This window comes from Flexivirga sp. B27, from assembly GCF_052905685.1.
The window spans coordinates 1562865-1579205 of sequence record NZ_JBPYUM010000001.1; the positions used below are offsets into that span (position 1 = coordinate 1562865).

At 64.3% G+C, this 16341-nt stretch carries 24 protein-coding genes; 12 read left to right on the forward strand and 12 right to left on the reverse strand.

Features of this window, described 5'->3' with window-relative positions:
• Positions 1 to 14 precede the first annotated feature (14 nt).
• Positions 15 to 587: an ArsR/SmtB family transcription factor gene (locus ACSZL9_RS07185; RefSeq protein ID WP_446664781.1), complete on the forward strand. Its 573-nt coding sequence runs from the start codon at positions 15 to 17 to the stop codon at positions 585 to 587.
• 1 nt (position 588) lies between these two features.
• Here the strand turns inward: ACSZL9_RS07185 and ACSZL9_RS07190 are convergent, their stop codons facing one another.
• The gene (locus ACSZL9_RS07190) at positions 589 to 1461 is read right to left on the reverse strand and encodes a LysR substrate-binding domain-containing protein (protein ID WP_446664782.1); all 873 of its coding nucleotides are present in this window, start codon (positions 1459 to 1461) and stop codon (positions 589 to 591) included.
• Between the two features lie 78 nt (positions 1462 to 1539).
• On the opposite strand from ACSZL9_RS07190, the gene ACSZL9_RS07195 reads away from it, so the two are divergent.
• From ACSZL9_RS07195 to arfB, 3 genes are read left to right on the forward strand one after another with little or no spacing between them, the layout of a single operon-like run.
• The gene (locus ACSZL9_RS07195; RefSeq protein WP_446664783.1) at positions 1540 to 2460 is read left to right on the forward strand and encodes an EamA family transporter; all 921 of its coding nucleotides are present in this window, start codon (positions 1540 to 1542) and stop codon (positions 2458 to 2460) included.
• The gene (locus ACSZL9_RS07200; protein WP_446664784.1) at positions 2457 to 3104 is read left to right on the forward strand and encodes an NAD(P)-dependent oxidoreductase; all 648 of its coding nucleotides are present in this window, start codon (positions 2457 to 2459) and stop codon (positions 3102 to 3104) included. The genes ACSZL9_RS07195 and ACSZL9_RS07200 overlap by 4 nt, the downstream gene beginning before the upstream one ends.
• Positions 3105 to 3155: 51 nt before the next feature.
• Positions 3156 to 3596 (forward strand): alternative ribosome rescue aminoacyl-tRNA hydrolase ArfB, encoded by a 441-nt coding sequence (gene arfB / locus ACSZL9_RS07205; RefSeq protein ID WP_446664785.1) that lies wholly within the window; start codon positions 3156 to 3158, stop codon positions 3594 to 3596.
• A 30-nt stretch (positions 3597 to 3626) separates the two neighbouring features.
• Here the strand turns inward: arfB and ACSZL9_RS07210 are convergent, their stop codons facing one another.
• Positions 3627 to 4244 carry a TetR/AcrR family transcriptional regulator gene (locus ACSZL9_RS07210; RefSeq protein WP_446664786.1) on the reverse strand — a complete coding sequence of 206 codons (618 nt, stop codon included), beginning with the start codon at positions 4242 to 4244 and terminating at the stop codon, positions 3627 to 3629.
• 114 nt (positions 4245 to 4358) lie between these two features.
• Here ACSZL9_RS07210 and ACSZL9_RS07215 point away from each other — a divergent pair, with 114 nt between their 5' ends.
• Together ACSZL9_RS07215 and ACSZL9_RS07220 are read left to right on the forward strand one after the other, a co-directional pair.
• Positions 4359 to 4835, forward strand: a complete 477-nt coding sequence (locus ACSZL9_RS07215) for an iron chaperone (protein ID WP_446664787.1) — start codon at positions 4359 to 4361, stop codon at positions 4833 to 4835.
• A 44-nt stretch (positions 4836 to 4879) separates the two neighbouring features.
• Complete coding sequence (locus ACSZL9_RS07220) at positions 4880 to 5110, forward strand: hypothetical protein (RefSeq protein ID WP_446664788.1); 231 nt, start codon at positions 4880 to 4882, stop codon at positions 5108 to 5110.
• 76 nt (positions 5111 to 5186) lie between these two features.
• Here ACSZL9_RS07220 and ACSZL9_RS07225 read toward each other — a convergent pair whose 3' ends face one another.
• Positions 5187 to 5747: a TetR/AcrR family transcriptional regulator gene (locus tag ACSZL9_RS07225; RefSeq protein ID WP_446664789.1), complete on the reverse strand. Its 561-nt coding sequence runs from the start codon at positions 5745 to 5747 to the stop codon at positions 5187 to 5189.
• Positions 5748 to 5904: 157 nt separating this feature from the next.
• Between ACSZL9_RS07225 and ACSZL9_RS07230 the strand changes: the two genes are divergently transcribed.
• On the forward strand, positions 5905 to 6765 hold the full coding sequence (locus ACSZL9_RS07230; RefSeq protein ID WP_446664790.1) for an NAD(P)H-binding protein: 861 nt from the start codon (positions 5905 to 5907) through the stop codon (positions 6763 to 6765).
• 73 nt (positions 6766 to 6838) lie between these two features.
• Here the strand turns inward: ACSZL9_RS07230 and ACSZL9_RS07235 are convergent, their stop codons facing one another.
• Positions 6839 to 7258, reverse strand: coding sequence for a PIN domain-containing protein (locus ACSZL9_RS07235; protein WP_446664791.1), 420 nt, complete (start codon positions 7256 to 7258; stop codon positions 6839 to 6841).
• Positions 7249 to 7473, reverse strand: a complete 225-nt coding sequence (vapB, locus tag ACSZL9_RS07240; RefSeq protein WP_446664792.1) for a type II toxin-antitoxin system VapB family antitoxin — start codon at positions 7471 to 7473, stop codon at positions 7249 to 7251. Before vapB ends, ACSZL9_RS07235 begins: the two co-directional genes overlap by 10 nt.
• A gap of 287 nt (positions 7474 to 7760) precedes the next feature.
• Here vapB and ACSZL9_RS07245 point away from each other — a divergent pair, with 287 nt between their 5' ends.
• Both ACSZL9_RS07245 and ACSZL9_RS07250 read left to right on the forward strand, forming a co-directional pair.
• Complete coding sequence (locus tag ACSZL9_RS07245; RefSeq protein ID WP_446664793.1) at positions 7761 to 8357, forward strand: CGNR zinc finger domain-containing protein; 597 nt, start codon at positions 7761 to 7763, stop codon at positions 8355 to 8357.
• The gene (locus ACSZL9_RS07250) at positions 8354 to 8932 is read left to right on the forward strand and encodes a dihydrofolate reductase family protein (RefSeq protein WP_446664794.1); all 579 of its coding nucleotides are present in this window, start codon (positions 8354 to 8356) and stop codon (positions 8930 to 8932) included. Before ACSZL9_RS07245 ends, ACSZL9_RS07250 begins: the two co-directional genes overlap by 4 nt.
• Before the next feature lie 239 nt (positions 8933 to 9171).
• Here the strand turns inward: ACSZL9_RS07250 and ACSZL9_RS07255 are convergent, their stop codons facing one another.
• Together ACSZL9_RS07255 and ACSZL9_RS07260 are read right to left on the reverse strand one after the other, a co-directional pair.
• Positions 9172 to 9594, reverse strand: coding sequence for a PIN domain-containing protein (locus ACSZL9_RS07255; protein ID WP_446664795.1), 423 nt, complete (start codon positions 9592 to 9594; stop codon positions 9172 to 9174).
• Positions 9591 to 9824 (reverse strand): FitA-like ribbon-helix-helix domain-containing protein, encoded by a 234-nt coding sequence (locus ACSZL9_RS07260; protein WP_446664796.1) that lies wholly within the window; start codon positions 9822 to 9824, stop codon positions 9591 to 9593. Before ACSZL9_RS07260 ends, ACSZL9_RS07255 begins: the two co-directional genes overlap by 4 nt.
• Before the next feature lie 241 nt (positions 9825 to 10065).
• Between ACSZL9_RS07260 and ACSZL9_RS07265 the strand changes: the two genes are divergently transcribed.
• The 3 genes from ACSZL9_RS07265 to ACSZL9_RS07275 all read left to right on the forward strand — a co-directional run bounded on the left by ACSZL9_RS07265 (position 10066) and on the right by ACSZL9_RS07275 (position 13837).
• Positions 10066 to 12354 carry a KAP family P-loop NTPase fold protein gene (locus tag ACSZL9_RS07265; RefSeq protein WP_446664797.1) on the forward strand — a complete coding sequence of 763 codons (2289 nt, stop codon included), beginning with the start codon at positions 10066 to 10068 and terminating at the stop codon, positions 12352 to 12354.
• A 251-nt stretch (positions 12355 to 12605) separates the two neighbouring features.
• Complete coding sequence (locus ACSZL9_RS07270; RefSeq protein ID WP_118912208.1) at positions 12606 to 12851, forward strand: hypothetical protein; 246 nt, start codon at positions 12606 to 12608, stop codon at positions 12849 to 12851.
• Positions 12848 to 13837, forward strand: a complete 990-nt coding sequence (locus ACSZL9_RS07275) for a Clp protease N-terminal domain-containing protein (RefSeq protein WP_446664798.1) — start codon at positions 12848 to 12850, stop codon at positions 13835 to 13837. Before ACSZL9_RS07270 ends, ACSZL9_RS07275 begins: the two co-directional genes overlap by 4 nt.
• Positions 13838 to 14013: 176 nt before the next feature.
• Here ACSZL9_RS07275 and ACSZL9_RS07280 read toward each other — a convergent pair whose 3' ends face one another.
• The 5 genes from ACSZL9_RS07280 to ACSZL9_RS07300 all read right to left on the reverse strand — a co-directional run bounded on the left by ACSZL9_RS07280 (position 14014) and on the right by ACSZL9_RS07300 (position 16341).
• Entirely contained in the window at positions 14014 to 14493 is a 480-nt protein-coding gene (locus ACSZL9_RS07280) for a nucleotidyltransferase domain-containing protein (protein WP_446664799.1), read from the reverse strand.
• 11 nt (positions 14494 to 14504) lie between these two features.
• Positions 14505 to 14807, reverse strand: a complete 303-nt coding sequence (locus tag ACSZL9_RS07285; RefSeq protein WP_077342947.1) for a HigA family addiction module antitoxin — start codon at positions 14805 to 14807, stop codon at positions 14505 to 14507.
• Entirely contained in the window at positions 14794 to 15075 is a 282-nt protein-coding gene (locus ACSZL9_RS07290; RefSeq protein ID WP_096798691.1) for a type II toxin-antitoxin system RelE/ParE family toxin, read from the reverse strand. The genes ACSZL9_RS07285 and ACSZL9_RS07290 overlap by 14 nt, the downstream gene beginning before the upstream one ends.
• A gap of 125 nt (positions 15076 to 15200) precedes the next feature.
• The gene (locus ACSZL9_RS07295) at positions 15201 to 15623 is read right to left on the reverse strand and encodes a hypothetical protein (RefSeq protein ID WP_345077280.1); all 423 of its coding nucleotides are present in this window, start codon (positions 15621 to 15623) and stop codon (positions 15201 to 15203) included.
• Between the two features lie 259 nt (positions 15624 to 15882).
• On the reverse strand, positions 15883 to 16341 hold the full coding sequence (locus ACSZL9_RS07300; RefSeq protein WP_446664800.1) for a hypothetical protein: 459 nt from the start codon (positions 16339 to 16341) through the stop codon (positions 15883 to 15885).

Genomic DNA, 16341 nt, shown 5'->3' on the forward strand with positions numbered 1-16341 from the left:
TAGTATGTTTTGCCATGGACGGCAAGACACCCGACTACGAGCTCGAGGACCAGCTGGCGCTCTCGACGCCCGCCCAGGTGCGTGCACTCGGCAATCCGTTGCGCACGACGATCCTCGGCCTCCTGCATGAGCGCGCGGCGAGCGTCACCGAGATCAGCACGGCTGTCGGCCGGCCGAAGAGCACTGTCGCCCATCACGTCAAGGTGCTCACGGAAGCCGGCATGGCGCGGGTTGTTCGCACGCGCAGGGTCCGGGCCATTGACGAGGCGTTCTACGGCAGAACGGCCAAGATGTTCTACGTGTCGCTCGATTCATCGGAAGCCGGCAACGGCGAAACACCCACGGACTTCAACGATTTCGAGGTCGCGGCTCGCGAGTCGCGACCGGCATACAGCGAAGGGCAGCTGTGGGGTTTCATCCGGCATGCCCGGATCGACGAACGCCAGAAGAAGGAGTTCTGGCGTCGGATGAAGGCCCTGGTCGAGGAGTTCGACACGCTCCCCCGACGTGGCGACGTGGTGCACGGTTTCGCCGTCGGCGTCTACCCGATCCCCGACTACCCCCAACTCCCCCGCGACACCGAGTGATTCACCGTATGGCGGCAACGCTCTCGAGGAAGGCACCGGCGACCGGTGACGGGTTGAACGCGCTCCACGCGAGATATTCGGCGCGAGTGGGTCCGTCGACGACGGCGATCGTGCGCAGGCCTGCGTCCTGCGGGATCACCTGGGGCGTGAGCAGCGCGACACCGAGCCCGTGTCGGACCAGGCCGAGCATCAGGTCCGCGCTCATCACCTCGATCGCGACCTGACGGCTGAGGCGCTGCCTCGCGAACGCCAGGTCGGTCTGGGCACGCCCGGGACGACCGGCGGGAAAGTCGACGAACGTCTCGTCGGCCAGATCTGCCAGTCGCAGCCGGCGACGCGAGGCGAGCCGGTGCCCGGCGGGCATGACCGCGACATGACGTTCGTGGGCGAGCACCTTCGCTCGAACGCCCTTGTGCGAGAACGGGCCCGGCAGGCCGAGGACCGCCACGTCGACTGCGCCGTCTGCGATCGCCGAGATGAACTCGTCGCTACCCCCGCCGCGCACGTTGATCCGCACGTCGGGATGTGCGCGGTGGAATGCACCCAACGCGGCCGACGCGTCGAGCGCGGTCACGGTGGGTATCAGACCGACCGTCAACGTCCCGCGGATCTGCCCGTTGGCTGCGGCAGCGTCGGTGACCGCTCGCTCGGCGGACTCGAGTGTTGCACGGGCCGCGATCACGAACGCCTCGCCGGCAGGCGTGACGTCGACGCGCCTGCTGTTCCGGACGAAAAGTCCTGTGCCGAGCTCACGTTCGAGTGCCTTGACCTGGTGACTCAGCGCTGACTGCACGACATGGCAGCGCTCTGCAGCCCGGGTGAAGCTGCGTTCTTCCGCAACTGCAACCGCGTAACGCATCTGTTGAAGCTCCATAAATACATGATGTCAGTGCATGATTCTAATGAAAACAATGTGTTGGACTCATGGTTCACACGCGCTGACGATGGATGAATGAGCACGACAACGATCCCGACCGCCACCGCGCCCACCGTCAGTCCGGCCCGTCTCGACGTGACGGCACTGACCGCTCTCGCACCGATGGTGTGGGGCTCGACATACATCGTGACCACGCACCTTCTCCCGCCCGGACATCCGCTCTTCGCTGCGATGATGCGCGCGCTCCCGGCAGGTGTGATCGCACTATTGATCACGCGCCGGTTGCCACACGGCTCGTGGTGGTGGAAGAGCTTCGTGCTGGGCACGTTGAACATGGGGGCCTTCTTCCCCTTGCTCTTCGTGGCCGCGCAGCATCTGCCCGGCGGCGTCGCGGCCACGCTCGGGGCCGCGCAACCGATCGTCGTGGCGTTCCTGGCGGTCGGCATACTGCACGAACGGCTGTCGATCTGGCGGGTCGGGTGGGGTGTCGTCGGACTCGTCGGCGTCGCACTCGTCGTGCTGGGGCCGGAGGCCGGACTCGATCCCATCGGGCTCGTTGCGGGGCTCGCCGGAGCCGGATCAATGGCGACCGGTGTCGTGCTGACCAAGAAGTGGGGGCGCCCAGCCGGCGTCTCCGCACTCGGCCTGGCCGGTTGGCAACTCGCTGCTGCCGGTGTCGTGCTCACGCTGCCCGCCATGCTCATCGACGGCGTGCCCGCAGGCATCGACGCACCCGCCGTCGCAGGCTACCTGTGGCTCACACTCGTCGGCGCGCTGCTGACGTATGGCCTGTGGTTCTCCGGCATCCGGCGCCTCCCGGTCACCGCGACGGCACTGCTCGGACTGCTGTCTCCGCTGATGGCCGCGTTCCTCGGCGCGGTGATCGCCGGCGAGGCTCTCAATCTCCTTCAATTGCTTGGCTTCTCAGTCGCATTGACGGCCATGGTCGCCGGGCAGTTGACCCCCTCGAAACACCTCGAAAGGCACACCTCATGAAGATTGCCGTATTCGGAGCGACCGGCATGGCGGGTAGCGCGATCGTCGCCGAAGGGCTGGCTCGGGGCCATCACCTCACCGGCGTCGCTCGAACTCCGCAGGGCGCTGTCACCGCCGACCGCCTCACGAGCTGCGCCCTCGACGTCGGCGACACAGCCGCGGTCGACTCGGTCCTGGCGACGGTCGATACCGCGGTCCTGACCATCCGACTGCGTCCTGGCGCGGAGAGCGAACTTGCTGCGTTGACAGGAGGATTCCTCGACGTCGCCGGGCGGCGCGGCACGCGGGTCCTCGTCGTCGGCGGCGCTGCTCCGTTGCGCTCACCCGATGACACCAACCGGCTGTTGATCGACGACCGGGTCTACGTGCCGGAGGTATGGCGCCCGGTCGCGGCAGCGAGCCTGGAGCAATTCCACCTGTGCCGGAACCACACCCACCGGGACTGGGTCTATCTGAGTCCGCCCGCCGTCCTCGAGCCGGGCACGCGCAGCGGGCGGTACAGGCGCGGCACCGACACCCTGCTCACCGACGCCGACGGCGCCTCCCGGATCAGCGCTGCCGACCTGGCGATCGCCGTCCTGGACGAATTGGAGTCGCCAGGAGACGTGGACCATTTCACCGTCGCCGAGGACCGCACACCCTGAGCCCGCCGTACGGTGACAGCCAATGGGTCCGAAGCAGGCAAACTGGGCGGCGTGGACAACCTGCACATCTCACCGGGCCCGGGCGCACCCCGGGGCATGACCGTGCCGACCGGCGAGTTGCTGGAGCAGTTCTCCCGCTCGTCCGGGCCGGGCGGCCAGGGCGTCAACACTGCAGACTCGCGAGTGCAACTCAGCCTCGATATCGGGACGACGACAGCGCTCACGGAGGTGCAGCGTCAACGCGCGCTCGAGCGGCTTGCCTCTCGCCTCGCGGGCACGGTGCTCACGATCAGCGCCTCCGAGCACCGCTCCCAGCGTCGCAATCGCGCCGCAGCGCGGGAGCGTCTGGCGACGCTGCTGCGCGACGCCGTCATACCTTCGGTGCCGCGGCGGCCGACCCGGCGCACCCGCGGCTCCAATCAGCGCCGACTGACGAGCAAGCGAGAGCGCTCCGAGATCAAGCAGAACCGCAGGCAACCGAGGCCGGACTGACCGACCTACGCACCGCCCCCGCCATGAGAATCACGGGGCGTCGTGCGTGCCGTAGGCAGCGAGGAAGAGGTCGATGAGGCCGTCGATCGTGCGCTCGTCGATCGGGCGGGGCGTGAGCAACCAGCGATAGTAGAGCGTCCCGGCAAGCACCTCGGCCGCGATCTCGAGGTCGGCTACGGGGTCGAGCTCGCCATTGCGCTGGGCAAGCAGAATGCGCTCCAACGTGCGCCGCTCGACGGTCGCGAGGAATCGCTCGTGCAAGGTCGCGCGTAGCTCCGGGTCAGCCTGCGCCTCGGCGATGACTGCCCGATAGATGGGACCGATCGGCGGTGTGGACAACGCCCGACTGGACCGCAGGAACTGCTCGCGGAGATCGGCTCGGATCTCGCCAGTCGTGCGGTAGTCGAGGTCACTGATCCACACGTGGTTCAACGCATCCAACAGCAGCTGGGCGATGGACGGCCAACGCCGGTAGATCGTGTGCTTCCCGACGCCGGCGCGACGCGCGACGGCCTCGACGGTCAGTCCGCGGTAGCCCTCCTCGGCCGCGAGTTCGAGCGTGACCTCGAGCAGTTCCCGAGTCCGCTCCTCGCCGCGCCGCCGTGGTTGCCGCGCTGCCGCGGGCGGCTGCTGCTTTCGACGGGTCATGACTTCACCATACCGGCACGATGCGTGCCGTTGACAGTATGGCGCCATCGGCGCACACTGGGCTCAACGGCACGCATCGTGCCGCTAGTGGATCGTAACGAGAGGACCACAGCCATGACCGCGAGCACCTCGACACGCACGGAGCGGAGCACTCCCGGCGACGGGGAGAACTTCTCCGCCGAGGAACGGGCCGCCATCAAGGAGCGGGCACGTGAGACCCGCGCCGCCCGGAAGCGGACGTCCGCAGCACAGAAGGCCGCCGAGTCCGAGCAGGCCGTCGTCGCCCGGATCGACGAACTGCCTGGGCACGATCGGGACCTCGCACGACGGGTCCACGCGATCGTGACCAGAAGCGCGCCGCAACTCGCACCGAAGCTCTGGTACGGCATGCCGGCCTATGCACTCGACGGCACGATCGTCTGCTTCTTCCAGCACGCCGCGAAGTTCAAGGCCCGCTACGCCACGCTCGGCTTCAGCGATGCCGCCCAGCTGGATGACGGCACCATGTGGCCGGCCAGTTTCGCCATCACCGAGATCACCGACGAGGTCGAGCGACAGATCGAGACGCTGGTGCTACGAGCCCTCCGCTGACCCTGCCATCGCCCGAGCATCCTGCCCATCAGAAGGAGACCACCATGAAGACCATGACCTGCCGCCAGCTCGGCGGCCCGTGCGACACCGACCTATGCGGCGAGACCGCCGACGAGATCATCAAGGCGCAGGACCGCCATCTGCGGGAGAGCGTCCGCGGTGGCGACACCGCCCACGCCCCGGCGCACGAAGAGATGAAGAACCGCTGGCGCCACCCGATGAAGGCGATGGGCTGGTATCGCGACACCAAGAAGGCGTTCGCGGCGCTTCCGTGAAGCACCCACGCCGGGTGCGTGGCCACGAGCCTCGTGCCCGGCGGACCAGCGGCGTCGTGCCGATCAGACCTGCCGATCAGACCCTTGGGCAGAACCCGTCGAGCACGAACATCGTGCGCCGGTCGTAGTCCCCCTGCGGGGGGCGGTTGCCATACTTGAGCGCGAGGGCCGTGTCGATAGCCAAAGCGTGGAAGTCGCCAGGCCTGAGCTCGAGCGACAGGACACCGGCCGCCTGCCCTTTGTCGACCAATTCGCCATGGAACCGCTCACCCGCGCGGCACAGGGCCATCAATGGCTCGGAGGCCGGGAATTCCTGCAGCAGAACCTCATTGACGGCGCGCAGGCGGTATTGAAGGCCCCGCAACTCGCGGATGTAGGTGCGGATCCGAGTGTCGACGTGCGGCACCGAACGAGCGCGTTCGATGACTGCCAGCAGCTCCTGTGCGACCACGTCCTCGATGACCACATCGATGAGGCCGACTCTGCCACCGAACCTGTTGAAGATGGTCGCCTTGCTCACGCCGGCGACCGCAGCAACCTCCTCGAGCGGCGCCGAAAGGCCCTGCTCGCGGAAGACGTCGATCGCCGCCGTGCGGATCCGCTCGACGTTGCGGCGCGCATCGGACCGCAACGCCACGGAGCCACCTCCACTGCTCATCGTCACTCCAAGCCACAAACTTGACCCACGAGGTCAACTTCGCTCATCATCGTACTCCACAAGAAATTGACCAATGTGGTCAACTTCGCTCGCCGGGAACGGATCGGCGAGAGCACATCGATGAAAGGGCACCGCCGTGATCGTCGTGACCGGAGCGACGGGGAGCCTCAACGGCGCCACCGTCGAGCATCTCCTGCAGCGGGTTCCCGCAGCGCAGATCGGCGTCAGCGTCAGAGACCCGTCTCGCGCCGACGCACTCACCCGGCGCGGCGTCCGAGTGCGTCAGGGGACGTATGACGACCCCGAAGCCCTTCGTCACTCCTTCGCCGACGCCGACCAGGTGCTGCTCGTCTCCTCGAGCGACCTCGCAGCCGATGTCGTCGCCCAGCATCGCCGTGCGATCGATGCGGCCGTCGCGGCAGGTGCCCGGCGGATTCTCTATACCAGCGCGCACGGCACAGGATTCGACACCCCGTATCCGCCGCTCGCCATCCACGCGGCGACGGAGACGCACCTTGCAGAGACGGGTGTGCCGTGGACAGCGTTGCGGAACGGGTTCTACGGAGACCTCGATCAGTTGCTCGGGCCGTGGCAGCGCACCGGACGGATCGCCAAGCCTGCCGACGGGCCGCTCGCCTGGGTGGATCGACGAGACGCAGCCGAAGCTGCAGCGTCGATCCTCACCGGCGACGCCGAGTTCGACGGACCTGTCGATCTCGTCCCGTCCTCACCGATCACTCTCGCCGACTTCGCAGCAGCAGCAACTGAACTCACGGGCCGTCCGATCGAACGCATCGACGTCGACGATGAGACCTGGGTCGCGGGTGAGGTCGCGTGCGGCATACCGGAGCCTGCCGCCCGCTTCACCCTGTCCATGTTTCAGGCCACCCGACACGGCCACTTCTCCCAGACCGACGCGACGCTCACCCGTCTTCTCGGTCGGCCCCCACGAAGCGTTGCAGACCTAGTCGCGGAACAGATCAGCGCCGACCACTGAATGTTGAACCGGAACTCCACCGTGTTCCGGCACGTACAGCCATCTCATGACCTGGCGGCACGGGTCTGATGAGTCAGACCAAGGCGAGCGTCTCCACTGGCTGACCTGTGACCTCAGCGATGAGATGGAAGTCCTTGTCAACGGCCAGGACCGTCAGCCCAGCTTTCTCCGCTGTCGCTGCGATGAGCAGATCCGGGATGGACGGAGCGCGGTGCTGGCCACGGTCGGCAAGTAGCATCTGCACCTCGAAGGCGCGGTCCTCCATCGCAGGGGTGAGATGCTCGATCGGCATGAGCGACAGAGGCGGCAGCCCGAACGCCTCGCGACCTGCGTCACCCGAGCGTGCGGAGAAGCCGAGTTCGAGCCGCGTCACCGCCGAAAGACGCATCAGCCCACGCTCGATGCGCGAGTTCCACTCGGCAATGCTCGCCGCCTGCCCGGTCTGCATCCGCACGTATGCCGATTTGTCGACCAGCCAGCTGGTCACCGCCACGCGTCATCCATCACGCCAGGATCGCCAAGGTCCCCGAAGGCCGCCGCCGAGCGACCCCAGTCATCGGCAGTGACCGTCGCGGCGGCCGGAGCCGAGGCGTCCTGCTCCAGTCGCCGGCGCAGGAACTCGTTGCGCGACAGCCCCAGCGCCGCTGCCTCGGCATCGATGTGCTCGACGGCAGCCTCACTCAGTCCACGGATCAGCAGGTTCGTCATCGTGACCACCTCCATCGCGATGATATCGCGATATCATACAAGCGTCGAGCGCTCGACCAGCGGGGATCCACGTAGGGCCATCGCGCGCAACTCCGGCAATCGTTCCTGGCCTCACGATGACCACCCGCATGTCATGGAACGTGTCGCCCGACGCCCGCGAGAGTGCAGGTTTGTCGACGGGCCGTGCGCACAGAAGCACCTTGAGGCCTTTGACGCCTGCCCGCACGGGGGTAACCTGTCATTACGGTTACTCGTAACCAGTTAGTATGGTTAGAGAAGGATCAGGTATGGCGCAGCAGATCCGGACTTGGGATGGGCAGTCGTGGTTGCTTGACCCCGGCGCACTGTTCCTCGACTTCGTTTACACCGGTGACTTCGGCGTCGGCCCCTGGCGCGAAGGGATGGTCCTAACCGCCCAAGAGCTCGATTCCTGGCTCAGTGAACACGTTGCGTCTCGGCTCGCCGCTGCCACCGCAGATGAGCTGGCGCTGGCGCTCGCGCTGCGTGTGCACCTCACCCGACTCGTCAAGGCCTCCGCAGGAATCGGCGAGGATACGAACGAAGGCGATATCGCGTTCGTCGCGCGCATCGCAGCCGGCCCCGACATACCGCCGGCATTCCCTGGCCACGACCCGGAGGACATCCCGTCAACGACCCAGGCCCTGTCGACCATCGCACGCGACGCGATCATCCACCTGCGCGACCGCCGGGACAGGCTACGCAACTGCAGCGGTCCAGACTGCCCGATGATCTTCCTCGACCTGTCTCGCGCTGGCAGGCGCACATGGTGTTCCATGGCCCGCTGCGGCAATAGGGCCAAGGTCCGCGCCTTCAGATCCAAAACTGCCGATGGGAAGAACACAAGTGGAGGAGCAAGCAAATGACGCGACGCCTTGTCATCACCGAGAACATCACCCTGGACGGAGTAGTCGAGAACGACGGCTCCTGGTTCGACCCCACGGACGACTCCGAGCAGGGACGAGAATTAGCACAGACCACCCGGGAGCACGCCGCCGCATCGGACGGGTTCCTCGTCGGACGCATCACCTTCGAAGAGATGCGCGGCTTCTGGCCACGCCAAGTTGGGGATAACACCGGCGTCACCGACCACCTCAACCACGTCGAGAAATACGTCGTCTCCCAAAGCATCCAGGACCCTCGTTGGGACGGAACCACGATCCTGCGCGGCGGCGAAGACCTCGAGCACGAGATCCGCAAACTCAAGAACCGCGATGGCCGCGACATCGTGCTGACCGGAAGCATCTCGCTGGCACAGCAACTCCTGGCGCTCCACGTAGTCGACGAACTTCGCCTGTTCGTCTACCCGGTCGTGGTAGGTCACGGCCGACGCCTGTATTCAGACGAAACCAGCATGCGTGATCTCACGCTGATCGAGAGCCGCGCGTTCAACGGCGGCGTCGTACTGCTGCGGTACAACGAACCCGATACAGCGGCCTGACCCCCGGCCGTTAGTGTCATGGGTCGCGGCGCGCGGTCGCGCTCGCCTGGTTTCACACCGACTGCAAGCCCTTCCGACCACGGCCACCCGCCTGCTCGGACCCATGCTTGCTACCTGGATCCCCCGACCAGATGTCAGTTTGAGTATCCAAATTCTACGAGTTCCAACGCGTACGGCCATCATCGGTCAACCGCCATCACGCTTGGCCGGGAAGCCGACGTCGATCGATCGACTCGTCGTCAGGGAGCTGTCCAAGGGTCGACCAGAGTCACGCCCGTGTGCTCGAAATCCTTCACATTGCGCGTCGCGCAGCTCGCGTCGTGAGCAAGGCAGATCGCGGCGATCTGGGCATCGGCGGTGCTGATCGGTGCGCCCGCCCTCTCTCGGGCGACGAGCACGTCGGCGTAGCACTCCGCTGCGGCTTCATCGAATGGCAGCAGTGAACGACTCCCCCTGTACGGCTCAAGCGCTGATCCGATGTGCCTTGTCAACTCTGCCTTGCGTCGACCGTCCGGCAGCCTCCGCACACCGGCGAGCAGTTCGGCGAGAGTCACGGACGTGATAGCGACGTCACCTGTCAGCGACCCAAGCCAATCGACGACGCGCGCCTCCGGTGAGGGTCGGAAGATCTCCGAGATGACGTTCGTGTCCAGGACGATCACTCGAAGTCCACCGACCGTGCGAGGTCATCACGCGCTGGGACCGGCAGTTCTTGGACGCCGCCGACTTCTTGCGCCGCAGCCAGCAACGCCAAGCCGACGTGTGGTCGCCGAGCGGCCTTGGTGAGGATGTCGCGGACCTCGGCCTCCATGGACCGGCCGTGCTCCCTGGCCTGCGTGGCGAGTTGCTGCTTCACTGCGTCGTCAAGCCCGCGAACGACGATGGATGACATCGGCGATCACCTCCTCTGCTATCACTCATGATAGCGCCGTCGATCCAGCCACGGCAGGACCGATCCTGCCCCATAGGACGATGCCCCCTGCCACCTCCCCTCGAGGGAACGGGGGCGGTCAGCACCACACCTTTCGGAGCGCGAAAGTCACACGTTGAAACGGAACTCCACCACGTGCCCACACGTAGGGCAGTCTGCGGGAACCGCCCTCCGTGCATTCGCCCGTCACCGGGTGCGCAGCATGGGACCGTGCCGCAAGGACGTCGGCCACGATCAGGGCTTCAAGAACAAGGGCTGGCGCGACGATGGCGATCCCCGATGGGGCGAGGGCCGCGGCGGCGAGGCGCTCCACATCCGCCCGGCCCGACCTTTAATTATGGCGGCTTGCATCGACACGAAGCTTGCGCGCCAGGTGCTCCCGCAAGGTTCAAGGCGGCCGTGCTTTGCTAGCACTATGAACAGCGATCACCCCCAACAGAGACCTCCGATCGACGCGCCGATCACCTCTTCGGGCGAAGACGACCTCGGGCGTGCACCGGTCGCGCACGACTTCGCGGAGTCGATCCGGGAGCTCGACGCGAGCCAGGGACTCGTGGTGGGCATCTTGGGGCCTTGGGGGCACGGAAAGAGCTCATTCATCAACCTGATGCGCGAACAGTTTGCGACCGCGCCCACTCTCACCGTCGTCGACTTCAACCCTTGGATGTTCTCCGGCTCGAACCAGCTCGTCAACTTCTTCTTGACTGAGATCGCAGCGGAGCTCAACGTTCAAAGCAAGAGCCGCTTCGGGAAGACTGCGGACTGGCTCGCTCAGTACGCCAGCATCCTCAAACCTGTGTCTCAGTTCATTCCGCTTCCGGGTGCAGCGGCTGTCGGTGAGGCCGCCGCAGCCGCGCTCGGCGGACTTGCTGAGACAACGGACGAAGAGCGCAGCGCCAAGAAAGTACGGGAAGAGATCACGAAGGAACTCGCCTCACTCGCGCAACCTATCGTGGTCGTCATTGACGACATCGACCGTCTCACCACTCTCGAGATCCGCGAAATCTTCAAACTCGTCCGTTTGACGGCGAGCTTTCCAAACATCATTTACGTGCTTGCTTTTGACAGAGAACGCGTGGAACAGGCCCTCACCGAAGACGGCATCCCCGGACGGGCGTACCTCGAGAAAATCGTCCAGTTGAGCTTCAATGTTCCACATGCGCCAGAGAAGCTGCTGCGGTCCCAGGTTTTCGAAGAACTGAACCGCATCCTCTCCCCCGTCGCGAACGCCACACTCGACGACAGTCGATGGAGTGACGTCTATTGGGAAGTGATCGATCCTCTGTTTTCGAACATGCGTGACGTTACGCGTTACGCGATCTCCGCCAGGTCGACGATTAAGAGTCTCGGCGTTGAAGTCGATCTGGTCGATCTTCTCGCAATGGAGGCACTTCGCGTCTTCCGTCCTGAACTCGTCCATCAACTATCGAAGCTTCGAAATGAGCTCACGAGCACACGCGAGATCATGGGACGCAAGGACGACCGGGCCCAGAAGACTATTACTGCACTCCTCGCTAAGTTCCCCGATGAAGACGAAGTTGTTCGGGCGCTATTCAGACGCGTATTCCCGGTCGCGGTGCAATACGTCGAGAACAACCACTATGGACCTGACTGGCTGAGTGTCTGGCGAACCGCACACCGGATAGCCCACATCGACTTCCTCAACCTCTACTTCGACCGAGTCGCACCCGACGAACTCGTCGCGTTTCGAAGCTCCGAACAGGCCCTTGAGCTTCTCAGCGACGGAGTAGCGCTCAGGGGGTACCTGACCGCTTTGGACCCTAAGCAGCTCGAATCCGTCCTCGAAGGTCTCACCTCATTAGAAGCAAAATTTACGACCGAGATGGTCGTCCCTGGATCAATCACGCTTCTGAACCTCATCGACGCCATTCCCGAGAAGGAGGAGCGAGGCTTCTTCGACATCGGCCGCCGCGAGATCTCTGTTGGTCGCGTTGTCCTTCGACTCCTCCGCCGCGTAGGAGATGAGGCAGAGCGAGAAACCTTAGTCTCACAGATCCTCGGCGGCATCGAAACGTACTCATCCCAGCTCAATTTCATCCACAGCGTGGGCTATCGCGAAGGCGCGGGGCACAAACTCGTTAGTGAAGCGTTCGCAGCTCGGATCCATGAGGAGTTTGTTGCACGACTCCAGCGAACCTCACCAGTCGAGCCGTGGCGCGAGTGGGATGCCTGGCGCATCTACGATGCCGCCCAAACAGCAACAGGCGAAGCACCTCTGACGTCAAATGACGATCCTGTTCTGCTGCGAGCGGTACTGCACTCACTTAAGTCCACTGCACGATCGCAATCGATGGGCTCTCGACAGGTCAGATCTGAAGATCGTCTCGCCTGGGAGCTTCTCGTCGAGCTATTCGAATCTGAAGTCACAGTCGAAGAGGTCGTGAGCAATGTGCGCGAGAATCTGGGTGACGACAATGTTCTTCAACTCGCGGACAAATACCTATCGGGCTGGCGGCCGGAGAGCTTCTAAACAACGCCAGGCATACCGATGGGATCAGTCTTTCTTTAGCCGCTAGCCGAACCTATCGAAACAGAAGTCCGATTGTGCGATAGTTAGACATTAAATCTAAATTCCACCACGTCGCCGCACGTACCAACCTCTGAGAACCCAGCGAATCCCTCGAAGTGCCGACCTTCTCCTGGCCCTGCGATTATCGAGCCCGCCGAGCAAGGAAGCAACCCAGGTTGACAACCCATTGCTTAGCAACGTAGGTTGACGTCATGGAGTCTCCACGGATCGCAGCAGTAGCAGCCGATACCAGCGACCCGAAAGCAGGATTGCGGGCCGTAGCGTCGTTACGCGTGCTCGCGGACACCTTGGAACTTCGGCAGGTCGAGGCCGCGTTGCGTTCAGGCATGAGTTGGCAGGAGATCGCCGACGCGCTCGGAGTGACGCGACAAGCCGCCCACAAGAAGCACTCCAAAAGAATTGACCCCGCGATCTCGACATCCAGGAGGAACAGATGAACAGACTCGTCCGCGCCGCTCAGACCAGCCAAGCGCTTTCCCTGGCCGCCATGGAGGAAGCATCCCGGCTCGGGCTCCGCGAAGCCGACATCGACCACCTGTTCCTCGCATTGGTCATCAACGACCAATCCGCCGGCCGCGCACTGCGCGAGCTGGGTATCGACCTTGATAGCGCCCGTCTCGCCGTGGAGGAACAACGTGATGCACAGCTGACCTCACTCGGCATCGAGGCGTCGTTCCCCGAGGCCGGGCGCATCGTGTTCCATGAGACGGATGGGTACGAGTGGACTCGTCGCGCTCGGGACCTCATCGCGAAGTCCAGCAGCAAAGGCAAGCCAGGCGACGCTGCCGCCGTTCTGCGGGAACTCGTCGCAGAACCCAGCGGCCTTATCACGGATATCCTCGGCCGCCTTGGCACGACATCCGATGCGCTCATCGAACGCCTCGATCGGGCCGACTCGCGCTCTATGAAGTCCATGCCCGTCTCAGCGAAAGTGAAGGGGCGGACCACGGGAACGACTGAGAATTTCATATCCGCACCACTGGACGAAGTGTGGTCGTTCCTCACAGATCCCGCACGTATCCCCGAGTGGGAGCCGAGCATCGGCACTCTCGACCAGACCAGTCAAGAAGCGAAGCCGGGTACGGTCTGGGAGGGCACGGCACCCGCAACCTATCCAGACGGCAAGCCTGTGAAGATCAAACCTCAGTTTCGTCGACACAGTGTTGAGCTCATCGCAATTCACCGACCGGACAGGATCGCATGGAGCTTCGGCTATCCCGACGTCGCGCAGAGCAATTCGGTTCTGACTGAATTCGCCTTGGCGAACGCGACCGGTGGCACACAGCTGCGGATCACTAGGTCTTGGTCGCGACGCCGAGGGTGGCGAGGACTTGTCGCATGGCCGCTGCGTCCCATCCAGAAGTTCCTGGTGTGGATCACCCTGTTCCAGACTGGCAGCGCGATCAGCCGAACATTTCGCTAGCCCCATGCTGCGGCGACTCGCCTGCTGGTCGCACGTAGATCGAGTGCCCGGATCTCCCTGTGGGAGATCCGGGCACTCGAATCAGATGTTGAGGCGGAACGCGACTAAACGTTGAACCGGAACTCGACTGAGTTCCGGCACGGACAACCATCTGCGTCAACTACCCGCCACGGACCTCAAGAGTGGTCGGTGACCAACCTCCCAAGCACGTCGAGATCGTGGCGGTCCTCCGGCCGGAGGTCGTAACCGAGCCTCAGCGCCATGAGTCGCGCGGCGCACGCGACAACTACCGAGCGATCTCCGATCACTCCGACCGCGCGCTCGCGCGCTCGGTGGACGAACGAGTCTTCACCGAAGCCCTGCTGGACCCCGTCGCCGACACAGTCCACGTCCATCGGATGGATGTCGACCGCCCTGTCGCCGGCGCGCAGCTCAACTCGGATCGGACGCCAGTCCTCCACGATGCTGTATCCGCGACCGAGCAACCATTCCATGAGGGCGTCGACCGTCGTCGAGTCGACGAACACATCCAGATCACCATGCGATCTGGTCTGGGAACCGTGCAGAGCGTCAACGGCCCACCCGCCGTTGACCTGGTAGACGACTGATCGCTCCTCGAGCCAGCCAACGACTCGGACTACCTCAGCGGCGTCCATCCCGCTGAAGGTCATGCGGATTGCAGCGGCACGATGGCGTCGATCTGCTCAGCCGCGCGATCCTCTGCGAGGTCGAGGTCGTAGAGCGTCTGCAGGTTCAGCCAGAACTGTGCGGTGGTGCCGAAGAGCTTGCCGAGCCGGAGCGCGGTGTCCGCCGTGATCCCCCGCTTGCCATGCACGATCTCGTTGATCCGCCGAGGCGGGACGCCGATCGACACGGCGAGCTTGTTCTGCGTGATCCCGAAGCCCTCGATGAAGTCCTCCATGAGGACCTCCCCAGGGTGGATCGGGGCAATCTTCTCAGTGGTAGTCAACGATCTCCACCTCCTCCGGTCCTGCGTCGGTCCGCACGAACCAGATCCGCCACTCGTCGTTGATCCTGATGCTGTGCTGCCCGGCGCGGTCACCCTTGAGCGCTTCGAGCCGGTTGCCCGGCGGGACCCGAAGATCCTCGATGGACTCCGCCGATCCCACCTGACGAAGCTTGCGCAGTGCGACCCGATGGATCCGATGATCGATCGAGCGCACTCGCTCACGACGCCACAATCGTTCGGTGTCCTTGCTCCCGAACGATCTGATCACGAAACCAGGATATAACGACCGGCGTCAATAACGCTAGACGTTAAACCGGAACTCCACCGCATTCAGGCACGGAGAAACATCTGCGCTGGGGGCCGGAAGATCCCGCCCGCGTGCGCTCTGCCCGGTCAGCTATCTTCCGCTACCCAGTAGCACGATGCCCCGGAGCTGCCCAATGCGATGACACCCGCATCGAACACGTGCTCTGTGGCCGGCTTCCAGGATGCTCCGCTCGCTTCAGGAAGCCCCTCGGTATTCGTAGCGAATCGTGTGCCGAACTTCCCGGCACTGCTGAGGAACTGATCTGCGAGCCATCGGGCACGATGCGCCGGCATCAACGCGTGACCGTGGGCCATCGAAGTGCTGAGCAGATGGACGAGGATCTGCCGTGCGCGCTCTTGATCGATCTCAATCCACGCACACCCGATCGGTGCGATGCCCGCCGCGGCCGCTGCTTCGTCGAAATCGGTGCGAGGCACGTCGTCACACAGCAACCACGTCCGGTCGGCGGGGCGCTCGCGCAAGAGTTGCGCGGCTCGGTCATCGATCACCCGGTCACTGTATCCCGGTTCGCCGCCACTACGAGCTATTCCCATAGCCTGTAACCATGACCCGCCGCACGGATCGCAGCCCGAGCGATGAGTTCACCACCGTCGAGCGCCGCCTGCTGGATCTACTCTGCGCGGGCGACGACGCCACTTCCGCACGCTCCCAACTAGTGCCGCCGCGCAGACGTGCACGACGAGCGCGACTAGGCAACAGATTGCTGGCCGGCACACGTTCGTCGCTGCCAGAGATCAAAGCGAAAACCTAAATTCCACCGAGTTCCGGTACAGAACAACCTCTGGTGACGGTTCGGTGCGTGTGCAGCCGCTGACACCAGTCGCTGCACAGCTCAAGGCGCACCGATGAGACTCCGGCCTGGTTCGGATCGTCCTCCGAGAAGAGCCCCTCCGGCAGCACATCTGCACGGTGTTCACGCAGGTACCGCTTGACGTCGAGGAGTGAAGCGTTGTGCTGCAGCCCGCGCTTGTAGTAGACCAAGCGCTGATCCGCAGACTCGAGGATCTCCGACCAGCGCCGCACCCGGACCCTGTAGCGCAACGGGGAGTTTGGATCGAGCTCGGACTCGTCAAGCAGCCCCGACTCGCGACCAAGCTGGTTGATGTCACGCCGCACGTCGTTGTTGTAGTCGTTCACGACGAGCACAAAGTCCCAGATACCTTCGCCAGTGACAGCGTCGCCATGATCGGGGCCCCAGCGGCGCAC